This window comes from Pedobacter psychrodurus, from assembly GCF_032678585.1.
Taxonomy (GTDB): Bacteria; Bacteroidota; Bacteroidia; order Sphingobacteriales; family Sphingobacteriaceae; genus Pedobacter; species Pedobacter psychrodurus_A.
On sequence record NZ_JAVTSN010000024.1, the window covers coordinates 43,095 to 62,498 of the forward strand.

The 19,404-nt window shown below is 39.6% G+C and carries 12 protein-coding genes and 1 tRNA gene; 7 read left to right on the top strand and 6 right to left on the bottom strand.

The window, feature by feature from the left end; translation table 11 throughout:
* The first annotated feature begins 29 nt into the window (after positions 1 to 29).
* From R2S57_RS16420 to feoB, 4 genes are all read left to right on the top strand, one after another.
* Positions 30 to 2,837 (top strand): outer membrane beta-barrel family protein, encoded by a 2,808-nt coding sequence (locus R2S57_RS16420; protein ID WP_316846039.1) that lies wholly within the window; start codon positions 30 to 32, stop codon positions 2,835 to 2,837.
* A 246-nt stretch (positions 2,838 to 3,083) separates the two neighbouring features.
* Positions 3,084 to 5,855 (top strand): outer membrane beta-barrel family protein, encoded by a 2,772-nt coding sequence (locus tag R2S57_RS16425; RefSeq protein ID WP_316846040.1) that lies wholly within the window; start codon positions 3,084 to 3,086, stop codon positions 5,853 to 5,855.
* A 97-nt stretch (positions 5,856 to 5,952) separates the two neighbouring features.
* Positions 5,953 to 6,168: a ferrous iron transport protein A gene (locus R2S57_RS16430; protein WP_055913318.1), complete on the top strand. Its 216-nt coding sequence runs from the start codon at positions 5,953 to 5,955 to the stop codon at positions 6,166 to 6,168.
* 11 nt (positions 6,169 to 6,179) lie between these two features.
* Positions 6,180 to 8,288, top strand: coding sequence for a ferrous iron transport protein B (gene feoB, locus R2S57_RS16435; protein ID WP_410479082.1), 2,109 nt, complete (start codon positions 6,180 to 6,182; stop codon positions 8,286 to 8,288).
* Positions 8,289 to 8,800: 512 nt separating this feature from the next.
* On the opposite strand, the gene R2S57_RS16440 is transcribed toward feoB, so the two are convergent.
* Positions 8,801 to 9,277: an Lrp/AsnC ligand binding domain-containing protein gene (locus R2S57_RS16440; protein ID WP_056848148.1), complete on the bottom strand. Its 477-nt coding sequence runs from the start codon at positions 9,275 to 9,277 to the stop codon at positions 8,801 to 8,803.
* A gap of 344 nt (positions 9,278 to 9,621) precedes the next feature.
* Here R2S57_RS16440 and R2S57_RS16445 point away from each other — a divergent pair.
* A tRNA-Asp gene (locus R2S57_RS16445) sits at positions 9,622 to 9,766 on the top strand.
* Between the two features lie 137 nt (positions 9,767 to 9,903).
* A complete protein-coding gene (locus R2S57_RS16450) occupies positions 9,904 to 10,920 on the top strand; it encodes a LacI family DNA-binding transcriptional regulator (RefSeq protein ID WP_316846041.1) in 1,017 nt (338 codons plus the stop codon).
* A 59-nt stretch (positions 10,921 to 10,979) separates the two neighbouring features.
* On the opposite strand, the gene frr is transcribed toward R2S57_RS16450, so the two are convergent.
* From frr to nagA, 5 genes are all read right to left on the bottom strand, one after another.
* Complete coding sequence (gene frr, locus R2S57_RS16455; RefSeq protein WP_316846042.1) at positions 10,980 to 11,543, bottom strand: ribosome recycling factor; 564 nt, start codon at positions 11,541 to 11,543, stop codon at positions 10,980 to 10,982.
* A gap of 38 nt (positions 11,544 to 11,581) precedes the next feature.
* Positions 11,582 to 12,286: a UMP kinase gene (gene pyrH, locus R2S57_RS16460; protein ID WP_316846043.1), complete on the bottom strand. Its 705-nt coding sequence runs from the start codon at positions 12,284 to 12,286 to the stop codon at positions 11,582 to 11,584.
* Between the two features lie 171 nt (positions 12,287 to 12,457).
* On the bottom strand, positions 12,458 to 15,727 hold the full coding sequence (locus R2S57_RS16465) for a carboxypeptidase regulatory-like domain-containing protein (protein WP_316846044.1): 3,270 nt from the start codon (positions 15,725 to 15,727) through the stop codon (positions 12,458 to 12,460).
* Positions 15,728 to 15,859: 132 nt separating this feature from the next.
* On the bottom strand, positions 15,860 to 16,822 hold the full coding sequence (locus R2S57_RS16470) for a 3',5'-cyclic-nucleotide phosphodiesterase (RefSeq protein ID WP_316846045.1): 963 nt from the start codon (positions 16,820 to 16,822) through the stop codon (positions 15,860 to 15,862).
* A gap of 11 nt (positions 16,823 to 16,833) precedes the next feature.
* Positions 16,834 to 17,925 carry an N-acetylglucosamine-6-phosphate deacetylase gene (nagA, locus tag R2S57_RS16475; RefSeq protein WP_316846046.1) on the bottom strand — a complete coding sequence of 364 codons (1,092 nt, stop codon included), beginning with the start codon at positions 17,923 to 17,925 and terminating at the stop codon, positions 16,834 to 16,836.
* Between the two features lie 87 nt (positions 17,926 to 18,012).
* On the opposite strand from nagA, the gene R2S57_RS16480 reads away from it, so the two are divergent.
* On the top strand, positions 18,013 to 19,218 hold the full coding sequence (locus R2S57_RS16480) for a metallophosphoesterase (RefSeq protein WP_316846047.1): 1,206 nt from the start codon (positions 18,013 to 18,015) through the stop codon (positions 19,216 to 19,218).
* The last annotated feature ends 186 nt before the right edge of the window (positions 19,219 to 19,404 follow it).

Here is a 19,404-nt window from a genome sequence, read left to right on the forward strand (position 1 = left end):
TTTTATATTATAATATCTAATTTTTTTTGATGAAAAGATACGTTCAGAGGGCAATATTTGTAGCGCTCCTATTTTGTGGTTATATCGCTCAGGCGCAGAATACTGGCTCGATAAGCGGTAAGGTAATTAACGCAAAAGATAAAAAGCCGGTTGATTTTGCAACCATAGCCATTAAGAGCTTGAAAGATTCGAGTGTTGTTGCCTCCGGACAAACCAATCCGGATGGAAGCTTCAGCTTTAAGGCCATTGCCCCAGGTAAATATAGAATTTACTCCGCCTTTTTAGGTTTAAAAACAGCAACCAAAGATGTAGAAGTGGCTAAAGCAGCTGTAAACGCTGGCGATATTGCCATGAGCGATGATGGTGTTGATTTAAATACCGTTAACGTTACAGCCACCATTCCGATTGTGGTGAAGAAAGATACTTTGGAGTTCGATGCCAAATCGATTAAAGTGCGTGAGAATGCCGTGGTAGAAGATCTGTTGAAGAAAATCCCAGGTGTAGAAGTGGCAAAAGATGGTAGTGTGAAAGCCCAGGGCGAAACCATAACCAAAGTAAAGGTTGATGGTAAAGAGTTTTTTGGAAACGACCCGCTATTGGCTACAAAAAACCTTCCAGCCGATATGGTTGATAAGATTCAGGTCATCGACGAACTTTCTGAGCAGGCTCAGTTTACCGGCATTGACGATGGAACAAGAAATAAAATCCTGAATATTACCACCAAAAGCGGCATGAAACACGGTTATTTTGGGAACAGTACTGCTGGCTACGGTTCTAATGACCGTTATGATGCAAGCCTAAACGTAAACAAATTTGATGAAGACAGACAGATCAGTTTTATTGGTCAGTTTAACAACGTGAACAAGCAAAATTTTGGCCAGGGTGGTGGCGTAGGTAATGGTTTTGGTGGCGGTGGCCGTGGTGGTAGTTTCGGCGGCGGTGGCGGTAATGCTAATGGAAGTGGCGGTATTACAAATACTAATGCGGCAGGTTTAAACTTTGCGGATACCTATAAAGATGGCACCCAGTTTCAGGCCAGTTATTTCTTTAATAAAGCATCATCCGAACTGATACAGAATTCACATACCCAAAATCTTTTAGGTACAGGTACAACCGATATCAATCAGGATTTAGATAATACAACAGACCGGATCAACCACCGTTTCAACTTTATGGTGGATACCAAAATCGACCCTTCATTATCGATCAAGATTCAGCCCAATGTAACCTATACCGAAACAGACGGTAACAGTATTACCAAATATACCCGTAATTTTATCACTTCCTTAACAGACGGTTTACAGCGCAATGCAACAACTGCAGCTACCCCGGCATTTAGTAATAATTTATTGGTCAGAAAAAGCTTTAAGCGCAGAGGCCGTACGCTTTCCTTGAACGTGAACACCAGTATTAACGATAACAGTGGTACCAATCTTAACTATAGAGATGAAACGATTACCACAGGCGCAGCAACAAGAGATTCGTTAACTAACCAGTTGAACAATACAAGCAGCCACTCCATTAATAATACCACAAGGGTGGTGTATACCGAACCTTTAAATAAGACTTTAAGTGTGGAATTTAATTACCAGAATGGCTATTCAAATAGTGATTCGCAAAGAGATGTATTTAATTACAACCCTTTAACCTTGCAATATGATCTTGTAGACAATACCTTTTCGAACATCTATAACAACCGTACCTTAACCAATGCAGCAGGTGTGAGTTTAACCACAACCGAGAAAAAATACAACTGGAATATTGGCGTGGCCGCACAACAAACCAATAGGGTGAATACCAATTTAACCACAGGCTTAAAACGTACCCAGAATTTTATCAACATTACCCCTTCTGCACAGTTTAGGTATAACTTTAGCAACCGTAAGCGTTTGTTTATCAACTATCGTGGTTCAACTACACAACCTAGTATCGATCAGATTCAACCGATCCCCGATAATACCAATTCTCAAACCATTTATGTGGGTAATCCGGCATTAAAACCTTCGTTCAATAACCAGTTGAGAGTAAACTTCAATAATTTTAATATTGAAAACGGTAGATTTTTCTTTGCAGGATTAAATTTGACACAAACCTTTAATAGCATTGGTAACAGTGTTGCACAGCTGCCGAGCGGTATACAACAGGTGAGTTATGTGAATGTTGATGGTGTGTATGCCGGTAATGCCAATGCAACATGGTCTTTACCTTTAATGGCAGAGCGTAAGTTAACCCTGAATATTTCTGGAAACGGTGCTTATAACCGAAATGTGAATTACATTGTTCCTCAAGGCGGTACAACATCTGTTAAGAACATTACCAATACTTATACCATTTCAAATGGTTATAAATTGGTTACCAATGTTGATAAATTCGATTTAACAGGTGGCATAACCGGTAGTTATACCAATTCTACGTTTTCAGCCCAACAGTCGGCTAACACAGAGTTTTATACGATTAACCCAAGTTTTGATGTAAGTTATGTATTGCCCGCCAATATCAGGTTAGCCATCGACATCGATTATTTCAGAAACTTTGGTGGTGGCGATCTGTATAACCAGGAATATACCATTCTCAATCCTTATATCAGCCGCCAGTTCTTTAAAAACAGAGGCACATTTAAGTTCTCGGTAAACGATGCGCTTAACCAGAATACAGGAGTAAGCAGAACAGCTACCGGTACTTCAATCCAGGATGTAAACTTTAATGTATTAAAACGTTATTATATGTTGTCGTTCACTTATTCTTTAACCCGTATCGGTGGAAGAACAATGAGCGGAGATATGCAGATGCCAGGTCAACGTGGTGGCGGCGGCGGTGGTGGTCGCCCGAGAATGTAGTCTGTCATTCTGAACGCAGTGAAGAATCCCTAGCCTGTAAAATGCTAAAATTGATTGCTCCTGAATGAGCATTTAACCAATAAAGGAAAGTCCCGGTTTTAACCGGGATTTTCCTGTTTTAAGGTATTCGTTAATTATTAAATGTACAACTGACATTTATGTATTTCAAATGTTACCTAAGCAAAATAAACCTTTGGAAAGGTCCGGTGTCTCTATGCTATACATCAAGCTAACCAAACCAAGCGAATGAAACGAATTTTTACGCTCTTATTTATTTTATCATCTTTTTATGTTTACGCCCAGAAAACGGGTTCGGTAAGTGGCAGGGTAATCCAATCAAAGGACAAAAAACCTATCGATTACGCTTCTTTGGCGGTGAAAAACTTAACCGATTCTAGCATGGTTGGTGCCGTAAGTACCACCGAAGATGGGAAGTTCGTGATCAAAAACCTAAAGCCAGGCACCTACCGGTTATATGCTGCATTTTTGGGTTTAAAGAATACCACTAAAGATTTTACCATAACAGCTGATAGAGCAGATATCACTTTGCCTGATATTGTTTTGGAGGGGGGCGCAATCGATCTTCAAACTGTCGAGATTAAGGCTGAGGTGCCACCAATTGTTGTAAAAAAAGATACACTGGAGTTTAACGCAAGTTCTTTTAAAGTAGTAGAAAATGCGGTAGTGGAAGACCTGTTGAAAAAACTGCCAGGGGTTGAGGTTGATAAAGCAGGAACGGTTAAAGCCCAGGGCGAAACCATCACCAAGGTTAAGGTAGATGGTAAAGAATTTTTTGGGAACGATCCCCTGTTGGCTACGAAAAACCTTCCGGCTGATATGATCGATAAAATCCAGATCATCGACGAACTTTCCGATCAGGCACAGTTTACGGGTATTGACGATGGTTCAAGAACCAAGATCATTAATATCACCACCAGAAAAGATAAGAAAAACGGTTATTTCGGAAACAGCACAGCAGGATATGGCTCTGACGACCGTTATGATGTGAATGCGAACATCAATCATTTTAATCAGGATAAACGTTTGAGCGTAATTGCCCAGTTTAATAATGTAAACAAACAGAACTTTGGCGGTGGTTTGGGCGGAGGAAATGGTGGTGGTAACGGCGGTCGTGGTGGAATTACTGATACAAAAGCCGGAGGATTTAATTTTTCGGATGAATACGCTGATCATACTGAAATCAGCATGAGTTATTTTGTTAATAAATCTGATAACCTGATCCTGAGGAATAGCGTAACGCAAAACTTATTGGGCGATGTAACCACCATTTTTAATAACAACCAGACCAACAGTTCCGATCGTTTAAACCACCGTTTAAATTTTATGGTCGATACCAAGATCGATTCATTAACCTCACTTCGTGTACAGCCGAATTTAAGTTATACCGATAACGAGAGTTTAAATAATAGCGTTTATACACGCGATTATAAAACGTATATGATTGAAGGAACGCAATCGTTGAGAAATCACAATACTGCCCCATCCATTAGCAACAACATTTTATTGCGTAAAAAATTTATGCGCAGGGGAAGAACGCTTTCATTAAACTTTAATACCAGTATCAACAACAACGATGCTGATAATTACAATAGCAATCCAGAAACGCGGACAGAGAATGGGGTATCTACCAAAAAAACAACCGACCAGTTTAACGATCAGGAGAGCGAATCTATAAACCAGAATACAAGATTGGTGTATACCGAACCGCTGGATAAAACCTTAAGTCTGGAGTTTAATTACCAGAACGGTTATAACCACAACACTTCCGACCGTTTTACCTATAATTTCAATCCCGTTACCTTGGCTTACGATTTATTGGATGAAACTTTCAGCAATGCCTACGAAAATACCATTTTAACCAATGCTGCAGGTTTTAGCTTTAATAAAATGGCTAAAAAATACAACTGGAATGTGGGCATGGCGGTGCAGAATACCGACAGAACGAATAACAATATCAGTAAGGGATTTGTACTCAAGCAAAATGTGTTCAATTACACCCCTTCGGCCATGTTCAGGTATAATTTTAGCAACAGCAAACGCCTGGTATTTAATTATAGGGGCAGCACCAACCAGCCAACCATACAACAGTTACAGCCGATCAGAAATAATACCAATACACAAAGTATTCCGGTTGGTAACCCCGATCTGAAACCAGAGTTCAACAATACGCTTCGTGTAGCCTTCAATACCTTTACCGTGGGGAAAAACAGATCTTTGTTTGTGAATTTAAATCTTACCCAAACCTCTAACCGGATCGCAAATAGCACCAGTTTAATCCAGAGTGGCGAAGATCAGGGGAAACTTGCCGTTACTCCGGTAAATGTTAGCGGCGTTTATTCAGGATCCATCTCATCTTCATTGAGTTTGCCAATTATGGCCGAGAATAAATTAAACTTTCACATCAACGTAAGCGGCAATTACGATCGGGATGTAAACTTTACCAACTCCTTAAAAAATATAACCAATAGCTGGTCCATCACCAATGGTTACCGTTTGGTTTCTAATTTAGATAAACTCGATTTAACAGCAGGTGTAAGTGCTTCCATTAACCGCGCAACCTACTCCGTTCAGCCAAATTCCAATACCCGTTTTTATACCTTCAGCCCCAATATCAGTGTAAGTTATTTATTCCCTGGCAGCATCCGCTGGGCTATTGATGCCGATTACAACCAAAATACCGGAAGGGGAGAGGCCTTCGACACGCATTTTACCCTAGTGAATTCTTACATCAGCAAACAGTTTTTCAAAAACAGGGGAACTTTTAAAGCTGCGGTAAACGATTTACTGAACGAAAACCAAGGCGTAAGCCGTACTGCTAATAACAATACCATACAGGATGTAAGTTACAACGTACTGAAACGTTATTTCATGTTTTCATTTACCTATTCGCTTAACCGGATGGGCGGTAAAAACAGGATCAGGGGAGGTGAAGAAGGTGGTAGAAACCGGGATGGTAACGGTGGTGGAGGCTTTGGCGGTGGTAGACAAAGAAACTAGATCATTTTAAGGTAATCCTATGTAAATTATACCGCTCATGCCGCTATCTTATTTGGAATAAATCTAAAGAAAGGGTAACTTGCGCCAAATTTAGCACATGAAGCTGTCGCACCTCAAAGTTGGAGAAAAAGGAACAATTGTAGCTTTTACAGATTTAGATATGTCTGTAAAGTTAATGGAGATGGGCTGTTTGCCGGGCGAGGTGGTAGAGGTTGAGCGCTTTGCTCCGCTAGGCGACCCGATGGCGATCCGTGTTGCTGGTTATCAGCTTTGTTTGCGTAAGAGCGAAGCCGATGTTATTATTATTCAATAAATAAGCTGGGTTTGGATATTAAAGTTGCGTTAGTTGGTAATCCCAATACAGGTAAATCTACTTTATTTAATCGCTTAACAGGATTAAATCAAAAAATAGGAAATTTTCCAGGTATCACCGTTGATAAGAAAACAGGTTTTATGAAACTTGCAGGCGGTAAAGAGGCCGAGATTATCGATTTGCCGGGCACCTATAGCTTGTATCCAAAAAGTACCGATGAAAGTATTGTTTTTCAGGTGCTGGCCGATAAGAACAACAATAGCCATCCGGATGTGATCGTGCTCATTGCCGATGCTTCAAATTTAAAGCGTAACATGCTTTTATATTCACAGGTTGCAGATTTGGGTATTCCAATGATCCTGGCCTTGAATATGATCGATCTTTCTGCTAAACAGGGGATAGAGATTAATCTCGATAAACTTGCTGAAAAACTGGGTATCCAGGTGGTTTCTATATCTGCAAGGAATAATATCGGGATTGATAAATTAAAACAGGCCATCGCCAATACCAATAAAATTGCCACACAATTTCAGGATGTAGATGTAAATTTTTTAGCTCCTGCGGCCATTAATGCCATAAAATCGAAACTGAATTCGGATAACGATTATTACGCCCTGCAGGTTTTGCATCAGCATGAGCACTTAACTTTTTTTACCGAACAGGAGCAGGAAGAAATTGAGGAAATAGAGCAATCGCATCATTTCGAATCTTCAAAAATCCAGGCAGCTGAAACCATTGCCAGATATAAACACCTCAGTACCATATTGTCTGATGTGGTGGTTGATAATGGTAACGAAAAGAAATTCTCTTTCAGTGATAAGTTGGATGGCATCCTCACCCATAAAGTATGGGGATTTGCCATTTTCTTGTTTATCCTGTTTGTTATTTTTAATGCCATATTCGCCTGGTCATCCTATCCTATGGATTGGATCGAAACCGGTTTTGGTTTTATCACCAGCCTTGGTCACGAATATTTGCCCGGCGGTATGCTTACCGATCTGGTATTGGATGGTGTAATTGCAGGTTTGGGTGGTATTTTTGTTTTTATCCCGCAAATTGCAATCCTTTTTGCTTTTATATCCATTTTGGAAGATACAGGTTATATGGCCCGTGTTACCTTTATGATGGACAAAATCATGAGTAAGGTTGGCCTTAACGGAAAATCGGTAGTGCCGATGATTGGTGGTTTGGCCTGTGCCGTTCCTTCTATTATGGCTGCCAGAAATATCGAAAACTGGAAAGATAGAATGATTACCATTATGGTTACGCCATTGGTAAGCTGCTCGGCAAGACTCCCCGTATATATTTTAATCATTTCATTGATTATCCCTTCAAAAACGGTTTTGGGTATTTTTAACCTTCAGGGTTTGGCCTTAATGGTGATGTACCTGGTTGGTATTATTGCTGCGGTATTGGTGGCCTGGGTAATGAAATTCATTATCAAAACCAAAGAAAAATCTTATTTTATCATGGAGCTGCCGGTTTACCGTATGCCAAGATGGAAAAATGTGCTCTACACCATGTACGAGAAATCGAAAACCTTTGTTTTCGAAGCGGGTAAAGTGATTATTGCCATCTCCATTATTCTTTGGGTAATGGCTTCTTTCGGGCCAGGTAACCGTTTTGAAAACATCGATAAAAAGTTCGAATCTGCACTGGCCGATACCACAAAAAATACGGATCACATTAAAACCTTAGTGGCCACAGAAAAGTTGGAAAACTCTTATGTAGGTATACTTGGCCATGCGATTGAGCCTGCCATCCGCCCGCTCGGTTACGATTGGAAGATTGGCATTGGTTTAATTACCTCTTTTGCTGCCCGCGAGGCCTTTGTAGGTACCATGGCGACCATTTACAGTGTTGATGGTGGCGATGAAGATACCAGCACCATCAGAGAGCGGATGTCGGCCTCTAGAAATAGCCGTACAGGTTTGCCTGTTTATACGTTTGCTACGGGCATTTCATTAATGCTTTTTTATGCTTTTGCAATGCAATGCATGAGTACAGTAGCCATCGTTTACCGCGAAACCAAAGGCTGGAAATGGCCGGTTATCCAATTGGCATATATGACGGCCATGGCTTACGTTGCCGCACTTGTTGCTTATCAGTTGTTGAAGTAACATTACTCCTTTTGGATTGTCACCCTGATCCGTCGAAGGGCCTTCTCCACAAAATGACTGAGGCTGGGAGAGCAGTACCTGTACAATGATCAAGGTTTGCTACCGCTTTCCGTTTTACTTCACCCCGCAAATCGGGTTCGTTTTCACGTTATCCGATAGCTATCGGATCGGGTCTAGTGGCCAATAGCTGCTACTATTATCGGCTTGATGCCTATTAATGAAAATTTACTATTTACGGTTTATCACAGAGGTGCGCTTGTTATTTTTTGCACCAGCCTTTGTATCTAAACCCGGTAGTAGCAATAGCTCCCGATTGTTTACCGATAAATCGGCACTAAATCAGCATCGGGACTATAGCGGATAACGGGACTTCTGTTTCCGAAGCAATACTGAGCGTAGATTTTCAAAATAAAAGCGTTATAAAATTCCTATTTACCATGTAAGACATATCAGATCATTTAGCTCAGATATTATTAATTAAGATTGTGGCTTTCACCTTTAGTCTCTCCGCTTTACCCCAGTTCAATCTGGCGCTTAATACTCTCTTCTAACGAGATTAATGTCTCTGTACGCTGAATTCCGTTCACCGCCTGGATTTCCTCGTTTAAAACATGGCGTAAGTGGTTGGTATCTCTACAGATTATTTTGGCGAACATGCTATATGAGCCTGTAGTGTAATGTAATTCTACCACTTCCTTAATTTTGCTCAACTGGGCAACTGCATCTTTGTACTGGATTCCTTTCTCGAGATAGATACCCAAAAAGGCGCATATATCGTATCCAGCCTTCTGTGGGTCAATGATTAAGTGCGAACCTTTTATAATCCCCATTTCCTGTAGTTTCTTCATCCTTACATGTATCGTTCCTCCAGAAACAATCAGATCCTTAGCGATTTCTGTGTAAGGTTTAGTGGCATCCTGCATCAATTGTTTCAATATATCGATGTCGAGGTTGTCAATTTCTAAATTGGAATTGTCTTTTTTAAGCATATTTTTGAATTATGATAAGCGAATTTACAAATATTTATCAATATTATAAAAATAAAATTAAATGTTTAAAATATTTGCAAGGTATCGGTTGATCCTTTACATTTGTATCAAGCAATTAACAAAAAGGAAACGTTCTTTCAAAATTGTTTAACATAATGTAGGGTGGTGAAACAGGCAGACACACCTCCTTGTCTCGGTGGCGGAGAATAATGGGAATATACCGGTTTCGGTACTAACCACTCCTTGAAGGTTCGATTCCTTCCCCTACAGCACTTGAGTCCTAAGTCAAGAGTCCATAGTCTTTAGTAGACTTAGGACTGCAGACTTTGGACTAAGGACTATAATGTTGGGTGGTGAAATTGGCAGACACGCCTCCTTGTCTCGGTGGTGGGGAATAATGGGACAAACGCAGTTTATTGGGTTGACCACAAATTAATTTTTTGAACTGTAGCTAACTACCCCTTGAAGGTTCGACTCCTTCCCCAACAGCATTTTTTATGAATAATAAGTTAGTTAATTGAGCAATCCTGGATAGGTTGCTCTTTTTCTTTTTAAGGGCTTTTACATTTTTGTAGATATATTGTTATATTACCAGTTCAATTAATAATACCCGTGTAATGCCTGTGATGAAGAAACGTGTTTCCATAAAAGATATCGCTAAACAATTAAATATTTCCATTACAACTGTATCGTTTGTAATCAATGGAAAGGCCAGAGAAAAAAATATTAGCGAATCGCTTACCAAAAAAGTTTTAGAGCTGGTTGCTGAGCTAAACTACCAACCGAATGCCCTTGCCACGAGTTTAAGAACAGGCAAAACAAAAATTATAGGTTTTCTGGTAGATGACATTTCTGAACCATTTTTCGCAGGTATCGCACGTCGCATCGATGAAATTGCCTCGAGCCTTGGTTATAAAATTCTATTTAGCAGCACGCGCAACGATACTGAAAAGGCGATAGAATTATTGCAGATTTTTAAAGACAGGCATGTTGATGGTTATATTATGGCTTTACCGGAGGGACTGGAAGAAGAAGTGAAAAGACTCATCCAAACAGATGCGCCGGTAGTATTATTTGACAGGTATGTGCAGGATGTAAAAACCGATTACGTAATTATAGATAACAAAAACAGTACTTTTGAAGCCACTGAACACCTGATTAGCAATGGGTATAAGAATATAGGTTTCGTTACAATAGATACCGCTCAGCAACAAATGGTAGACCGCTTATCGGGTTACGAAGCAGCGATAAAGGCACATCATCTGCCAGCAATTGTAAAGAAAATCGACTACGTGAGTTCTTCAGCATCCATCGAAGAAATGGTAAAATTTTTTAAAGAAGAAAAGCAGCTTGATGCCGTCATTTTTGCCGCTAACTATATCTGCTTAGATGGATTAAGAACTTTTAGGAAACTAGGAGTGCACATCCATAAAGATTTAGCTGTTGTTTCTTTTGATGATTTTGAAATTTTAGAGTTCTGCGATCCGCCTGTTACCGCCATCGCACAACCTCTCGAGGCCATTGCAGAGAACATTATGAAAATTTTATTGAATAAGCTTAAAAAGGCAGGCAGGCCTGTCGAAAATACACAGGTATCACTTCCAACGCTATTAAACATAAGGGCATCGAGCCTGAAAAAATAGTACAATAAAAAAGGGAATAGATTTAAATCCATTCCCTCTTCAAATATCTTTTTAACAGCTTAAACTGTCATGATGTCTTTTTCTTTAGCTTCGGCGTGTTTATCAACCTTAACAATGTAAGCATCGGTTAATTTTTGCACTTCGCCTTCACCTGTTTTAATTTCATCGTCAGAAACACTTTCTTCCTTTAATTTTTGAATTTTGGTGTTGGCATCTTTACGGATGTTACGAACCGTAATGCGGCCTCTTTCTGCTTCTTCCTTAACTTTTTTTACCAGGTCTTTTCTGCGCTCCTCCGTAAGCGGGGGAACCACCAAACGGATTACGATACCATCATTTTGTGGATTGATACCGATGTTGGCTACCTGTATTGCTTTTTCGATTGTAGTTAAAAGCGATTTTTCCCAAGGCTGGATCACAATTGTTCTGGCATCGGGCGTATTGATACTAGATACTTGTGATAATGCCGTTGATGCACCGTAATAGTCAACGTAAATTCCATCCAACATTCCAGCTGATGCTTTACCAGCCCTGATTTTAGTTAATTCAGATTCACAATGATCGATAGCCCTATCCATTGCAGATTGAGCATCCATTAATTGTAATTGTATGAGGTCGTTCATAATTGTGTGTATTTCTACAAAAATATAATTTTTATTCCTTATTTAACAAGCGTTCCAATAGGTTCGCCATTTGCAATTTTCATGAAATTACCATGTTTGTTCATATCAAACACTATAATTGGTACTTGGTTTTCCTCACAAAGCGTGAAAGCTGTCATATCCATTACATTAAGGCCTTTATCATAAACTTCTCTGAATGAAATTTCAGTGTATTTAGTGGCTAAAGGATCTTTTTCAGGATCTGCTGTGTAAATTCCATCTACCCGTGTTCCCTTTAAAACCACATCGGCTTTAATTTCGATCGCACGTAATGCTGCTGCAGAATCGGTTGTAAAATATGGATTTCCAGTTCCGGCACCAAAAATAACTACGCGGCCTTTTTCTAAGTGGCGCACTGCTCTTCTACGGATAAACGGCTCACAGATCTGCTCCATTTTAATTGCAGTAAGCAAGCGCGTTTTAATACCAACTTTTTCTAAAGCATCTTGTAAGGCCATAGAATTGATTACCGTAGCCAACATGCCCATGTAATCAGCCTGTGCCCTGTCCATCCCACTTTTTTCAGCGCTTAAGCCTCTAAAAATATTTCCTCCACCAATTACGATTGCGATTTCTAAACCTTTATCGTGTACGGCTTTGATATCTTCTGCGTATTGTTTAACGCGTTCATTATCAATTCCATATTGTTTGTCGCCCATTAGCGATTCTCCGCTAAGCTTAAGTAGGATGCGTTTGTATTTCATGACTTCAAAAATATTAACAATTTTTTAATACCTGGCTATGCTTTTTAACAATTGATGTAAATATTTAAATAGAAATACTGATTTAAAGAAAAAGGAGCAATAGGTTAAAATATTGCTCCTCATATTATATTAATTTATTGCGTTATGGCAAGCCATAATGATCCCTTTAACTTAGTTAAAGATATAGCGGACACCAAATTGTGCCTGCCAACGCGAAATCTGATCGGTAATGTTTTTATATGTGGTGGTATAAGGGGTTAAATTGGCTTTGTCCTGATATGGGAAAGAGTATGTGGCTTTTCCTGAAACAGGGTCTAAACCTTTATAGGCTAACAATACTGCTGTGTTATAAGTAGATAAAGGGATATTTGGTGTTTGGTATAAACCCCAGTCGCTATTTAACATGTTGCCTAAGTTGATGATATCCAACGTAAACTGAAGAGTATTTCTTTTTCCTTTGGGGCCAACAAAGAAATCCTGTGCAATGTGTAAATCAGCTCTTTTAAAGTACGACATGATCGCGCCATTTCTTTTGGCAAATTCGCCTCTGTGTTTACTCAGGTAGCTATCCTGACTGATGTAAGCATTTAGTTGATTCCAGATCTGTGCCGACGTACGGGTGTCGCCAACGAAATCAGGAACCAAGGTAATGTCGCCTTGGTTTTGTGGGATATAAACCAGATCATTTGCGCCACCATCATTGTTGATATCGCCCGATGAAACATAACTGAATGCACCATTATTGGCCGATTCGAAAATTAAACCGATTGTAGTTGCCGCATGTTTAAAATATTCTCTTTTATAACTTAATGAAGCAATAACCCTGTTAGGCTGAATAAAATTGGTGTTGGCTAAGACATCTGAATTTGCATCACCTGCAATTGCCCTCTGCGACCAGATTGAGCTCGCTGTTGAGCCACCATCGTTCACAGATCTGGATTGGCTATAGGTGTAGGCCGCACTTGCATTAAATCCATTTAAAAAAGATTTTTGTAACTGGCCGGTGATGAAGTACGAATAACCTTTTTTGGTATTCTGCATATAAATAAACGGCGATATGGATGGGTTTGCAGCTGTTGTGCCTGTTTGTGTAGATTTTAAGGTATAACGTTGTTGTCCTTCAATACCCGGGATTGTAATTAAACCTGTAGCATTGTTCGGCAATGCTGCATTCGAGAAATTTACGGCATTGATGTCCTTGGTATATGAGGCCTCAATGGTTGCAATGATGCCCATCGGTAACTTCTGATCAACAGCAACATTGGTTCTCCAGATTTGAGGGTATTTGAAATCTTTAGAAGTGGCATCTACTTCGTATGAAGTATTGGCATTCACTGTGCCTGGAGCAGGGCGGTTAGCATTTACATTCGGATTGAAAACCAGGCGTGGATCTCCAGCTGTTGAAACGGTAGCTGAACTGAATAATGTTCCGGTATTTGAGGCCTGGTTGGATATCCAAACATAAGGTACCTGACCGGTAAAAATTCCGGTTCCACCGCGCAGTTGTGTTGTTTTATCGCCGAAAACGTCGTAATTAAAACCTACGCGCGGAGAAAATAATAGCTTTTTGTTCGGGAATTTAGAAATATCTACCTGCAAGCCGTTTTGAAAGGTTAGTGCTGCCAAATTTGGGTTGGGATCTAATTTGGTAGGGAAATAAGTGTAATCTGCCCGTATACCATAAGTTAATTTGAAATTATCGCTTACCTGATATTTATCCTGCGCGTATAAGCTTAGGTTATAAGACGACATTTTTGCGAATGGGAAAGCACCATCTGACAATGCTGAATTGCGGTAAGAATAACTTACTGCAGGTGCATTGTTCATAAAATCATCGGCAGTTTTAAAATAATATAGACCATTATAGTTTGGTGCAAAACCATTTAAAAACTTATTCAGTTGGTTACTGGTACCAATAGTGATTTCGTGTTTACCTGCATAAATGGAGAAATCATCAGAAAACTGGTAGATATCTGAGTTTAATAAGTTGTTTGCCGTAAAAACTTCGTACCCGAAACTCGTTAAAATACCACCGTTTCCGTTGCCAATATCAACCATTGGGAGTTCAGCGCCATTCGAAGCCCGGAAATCTCTCAAGGCAGAATAACCAAGTGTTAACTTATTCGACATGCTGTTGCCAATCCTGGTGTTCAACTCTACGATACCAATGTTAAAGTTATTGTTGATGGTATAACTTGATCCAAAATAAGGCATAGAGGTTGAAGAAGGCGAGCGGCTACCATTTAAACCCGCCGGGATACCCGATCCGCTGGCTACCACCTGCCTGTTCGATTTTAGGTAGAAATATTTTGCACTTAGCGTATTGTTGGCATTGATGTTCCAGTCGATTTTCGCGGTTATTTTATCGCTTTTCGTTTCGTATGGATAATTTTCGTAGGGGCCTGTAGCATAATTGTATTTGCTCATCAGATAGTTCGATAATTTATCTAAGGTTGCTGCATCTGCCGCAGAAACATTGGCCCCTGATAAACCTGGTCTTGAAGCTACGAAAGAGGTAGCGGGTGTACTGATGCGTTCCTGTTCGCCCGAAACAAAGAAAAATAATTTGTCTTTAATGATAGGTCCGCCAATATTTAAACCACGCTGGTTATACTTGAAATCTACAACTGGTATTTTTGTAACTCCCGCTGAGTAACCTGTTAGGTCAGTACCTCTAGTATAGTAATAAGCCGAGCCCTTAAAATCATTCGTTCCCGATTTTACAATGGTATTGATACCTGCGCCGGTAAAAGATCCCTGACGCACATCATATGGCGCAATATCTACCTGGATTTGCTCAATCGCATCCAGTGATATCGGCTGAGAATTGGCCTGTCCGCCCAAACTACCAGATAATCCAAAAGAGTTATTAAATAAGGCACCATCAACAGTTAAATTGTTATAAGAACCGCTTCTGCCACCAAAACTTAAACCACCAACTGTTGTCGAATTTGCGGATGGGGTTAGTTTGGTGAAATCGGATAATGAACGGCTAATGGTTGGTAAATTATCAATCTGCTGTCGGGTAATGGTTTCTCTTGCACCGGTTCTGGATGAATTGATCACTTTATCCTGCGTTCCCTTTACCACAACATCGGCTAAGTTTTGTGATGTTTCGGTTAATGAAGCATCAACCCTTAAATCTTCTCCAATAGTGGTGCTCAGATTTTCTTTAACCAGTTCGTTGTAGCCGATATAGCTTATTTTAACTGTGTATGGCCCACCTACACGTACGTTGGGCAAGTTATACCGCCCATCGGCCCGGGTAATTGTTGCGTATTTTGTGCCTGATGGAATGTGCACAGCAGTAACTGTTGCACCGGGTATTACCCCTTTTTGATCTTTAACTGTGCCAATAAATGATGCAGTAGTAACGCCTTGAGCAAAACCATAAATGGTTATTGCAAGCATAAAAGTGAATAATAGTAGTAGTTTTTTCATTAGTTTATGTTTTTTTATTGATGATGAAACGATTATAATTTTTTATTGCCCTTTTGGCCTATTAAAATTATGATATTTCATGCATTTCCAACAAAAATACATGCACTTAATGCTGCAAATGTTCTATTTATATTAATTAATTGTTAAGTGCTTACCCTGTTCAGGAAAAATCAGCATTAAATCTTTCGATTTTCCTTGAATTAGTTGCTTTTTTACTTTTTTGGCAGTTTCTTCTGGCGGTTTGGTGTGCGTTATAATAAAAGATACTTTTTTAAATGCTTTTGCATCAGTTAAACTTTCAATTTTGGATAGTTCGCTGAAGAAAAGTTTTGGTGTAAGGTGTCCGAATAGTTGTTTATCAGGCTGCTCATTGGGGAATGAAACTTCCAGAAAAATTGCTTTTAACTGTCCTGCATTAATAATCGGTGCTATGGTTTGCCATAACTTGGCAAGTTTATCTGATTTTTCAATTTCATCGGCACCGGTATCGCCCAGGTACAAAACATAACTTTCGTTATGGCTGACCAAAAATGCGGTACTTTTATAAGGGTTGCCGTGGCTTAATTCAAAAGCCTTCACTCTCATCTCTGTTCCCTCGAGCGGATACGTGCTTCCCTCGCTTAAAGGAAAATAAGTGTATTTTTTTAATTGCGGTTTTTCACCTTCATTTGCAAAATTGGCCCATGCATCCCAGGTAAAGTATTTATCCCTTAATATATTCAAGACTGAAGCCAAACCATAAATGTTTTTTACCGTATCTGCTGGTGAGTTGATAATCAGCCCTGAAACATGATCTAAATGTGCGTGTGAGATCAGATATCCCTTAATCTGCTGGCGCTGGATTTCTTCACTTACTCCTTTTAACGATCTGTGATCAATTGCCTTTTGAATGCCTGCGTTTATTGTCCCGGCGTCTAAACAGATATAATTTTCACTGCCTTTTGGGGCGATCATATATGAAGATAAATTGCTTTCATCATCACCTCCTTTTACACCAAGTGGTATAACCGTAAAAGAAGTATTTTTTTCCTGTGCCCAACAATTAATGGTGAAAACTGAAAAGCAAATCAATGCGGGCAAGATTTTTTTGAACATATCCGGATGTATTATATCGTTTCGCCTTTAAAGATTACTTCTTTTAAATTCAGTTCTTCATCAAGCACCAATAAATTTGCCTGATGTCCGATTTCAATGTTGGCCGTGAGGTTTTCGATCCCAATGAGTTTAGCTGGATATAAGGTTCCCATTTTGATTGCATCATTTAAGCTGATATTGCAATGTGATACACAGTTTTTAACAGCTGCTAACATGGTGAGCGACGAACCCGAAAGTGTGCCATCAGGCATCACATATTTATTGTCTTTTTCAATATGCTGGTATGGACCTGTAGAACAAGCGGTAACCGCATCAGTAATGAGGAATAATCGTTCTTTTAAAAGTTTCTGTGCAAATTTTACTACTTCGAAATCTAAATGCTGTCCATCGGCAATGATACTGGCCATCGCTTTATCATGACTGAAAACGGCAGTAGGAATGCCCGGTTCACGGTGATGGATAGGGCTCATGGCATTAAAAAGATGTGTGGTGGTTTGGATACCTTTGTTGTAGGCGGCAGTTGCTTCATCAAAAGTTGCATTGCTGTGCCCTAATGAAACAACTACTCCGTTATTCAACAAATATTCAATCACTACATCATCCTGAAGTTCTGGGGCAATAGTCATCATTTTAATTACGCCATCTCCAAATTCGATCAGTTTTTTGATTTCATCTAGTGAAGCTTTGCGTACAAATGCTGGCACGTGTGCCCCTAAACGTTTTGGATTTAAAAACGGTCCTTCTAAGTGTAAACCCAGGCAATTTTTGGCCGTCGAGCGATGTTCTTTTGCCGCTTTAATACATTCATTAAAAACTTCGGCAGAATTAGTGGCCATGCAAGCTAAGAAGCCTGTAGTTCCTTTTTTTAGAAGATCATCTTCCATTATAGTTAATGATTCGACAGTTGGATCGGCGGAGAAAAGCCTTTCTCCTGCTCCATAGATCTGCAGGTCTATAAATCCGGGAATGACTAAAGAATTCCCCGTTTCTCTACTCTCAGAATCCTTTATATTTGAAATTATAGCACCTTCAATTGTGATGGTTTGGTTCTTTTTTAGATCATTATCCCGGAAATAGGATATATTGGTAATTACTTTAGGCATATCAAACGTTTGAGTAAATTTAAGCTTACACAGTCAAAGTTAAATATTGTCGCTATATATTTGGTTAATAAGATAAATCTTAATCAAATGAATGTAAATCAGCCAAATAGAAGGAGTTTTTTAAAGGCCGGATTAACCTTGAGTGCAGCAACACTGGTCGCGCCATCTGTAGCAATAGCCGATGTAACCGAGAGGGAAGATGCATTTAAAATTGAGGTTGGCCCATACTTACAGACCAATTTTAATCATTCGATGACCGTACTTTGGTTAACCAATAAAAATGCGGCAGGCTGGGTCGAGTTTGGCGAACAGGCGGATCAGTTGAATCAAAAAGCTTATGGGAAGGCCAACTTGGGTTTAATGCAGGCCAATAGTAAACTGAATGGCGTTACACTTTCGAATCTAAAACCCGGAGTAAAATATTATTATAAAATAGTTTCTAAGGAAATTAAAGATTTTCAGCCTTATAAATTAACCTATGGGGAAACGGTAAGCAGCGCGGTTGAAGAATTTGTGAATTCCGATTTGGCGCAGGAAGAAGTTTCATTTCTCATGTTGAATGATACACATGATCGTCCGGAATCAATCCCTCATTTGCTAGGTTTAGTTCCTGAAAAAAAACAAGATTTTATTTTCTTTAACGGTGATATATTCGATTATCAAACCGATGAAAAACAGATTATCGATCATATGCTTCAGCCATGTGTAGATAATTTCGCTAAAAATACGCCTTTTATCTACGTAAGGGGTAACCATGAAACGCGGGGTAAATTTGCACGCGAATTTCCGCAGTATTACATGCATGTTGGTCATACAGCTTTTACTTTAGGGCCAGTTCGTTTCGTAATTTTAGATACAGGTGAGGATAAGGAAGATGCACATCCCGTATATGCGGGTATTGTAAATTTTGACGATTACCGGGTTCAACAGGCAGAGTGGTTTAAAACAGAAATCAATTCAAAAGCGTTTAAAAAAGCACCTTTCAGAATTGTACTGATGCATATTCCACCGCGCTTTTCGGGCGATGCGCACGGACCAAAACATTGTACCGAATTGTTTGAACCTTTATTAAACCAGGGAAAGGTAGATCTGGTATTAAGTGGGCATACGCATAAATATATGGTGCATCAACCAGATAAAGCATTAAATCATTATCCATTAATCATAGGGGGTGGACCAAAAACTGGTACGAGAACGATTACGAAGATAAAGGCAGATAAAAATAAATTGATGGTGAGTATGCTTGATGATTCGGGAAAAGAAGTAGGAGCGTATACTGCTTTAAGGAAATAGGTAAAACTTAAGCGGTCGTCATTTCGAGCGGACCCGATAACTATCGGGTGCAACGGAGTCGGGAAATCTATCTAGAGAGCATTTTTGAATTGGGTCTCTCCCTGCCTGTACGGGCAGGCATTTCACTGCGTTTCATCCGATAGCTATCGGATCAAGATGACGATGCCTTCTATTGAAATGCGCAAT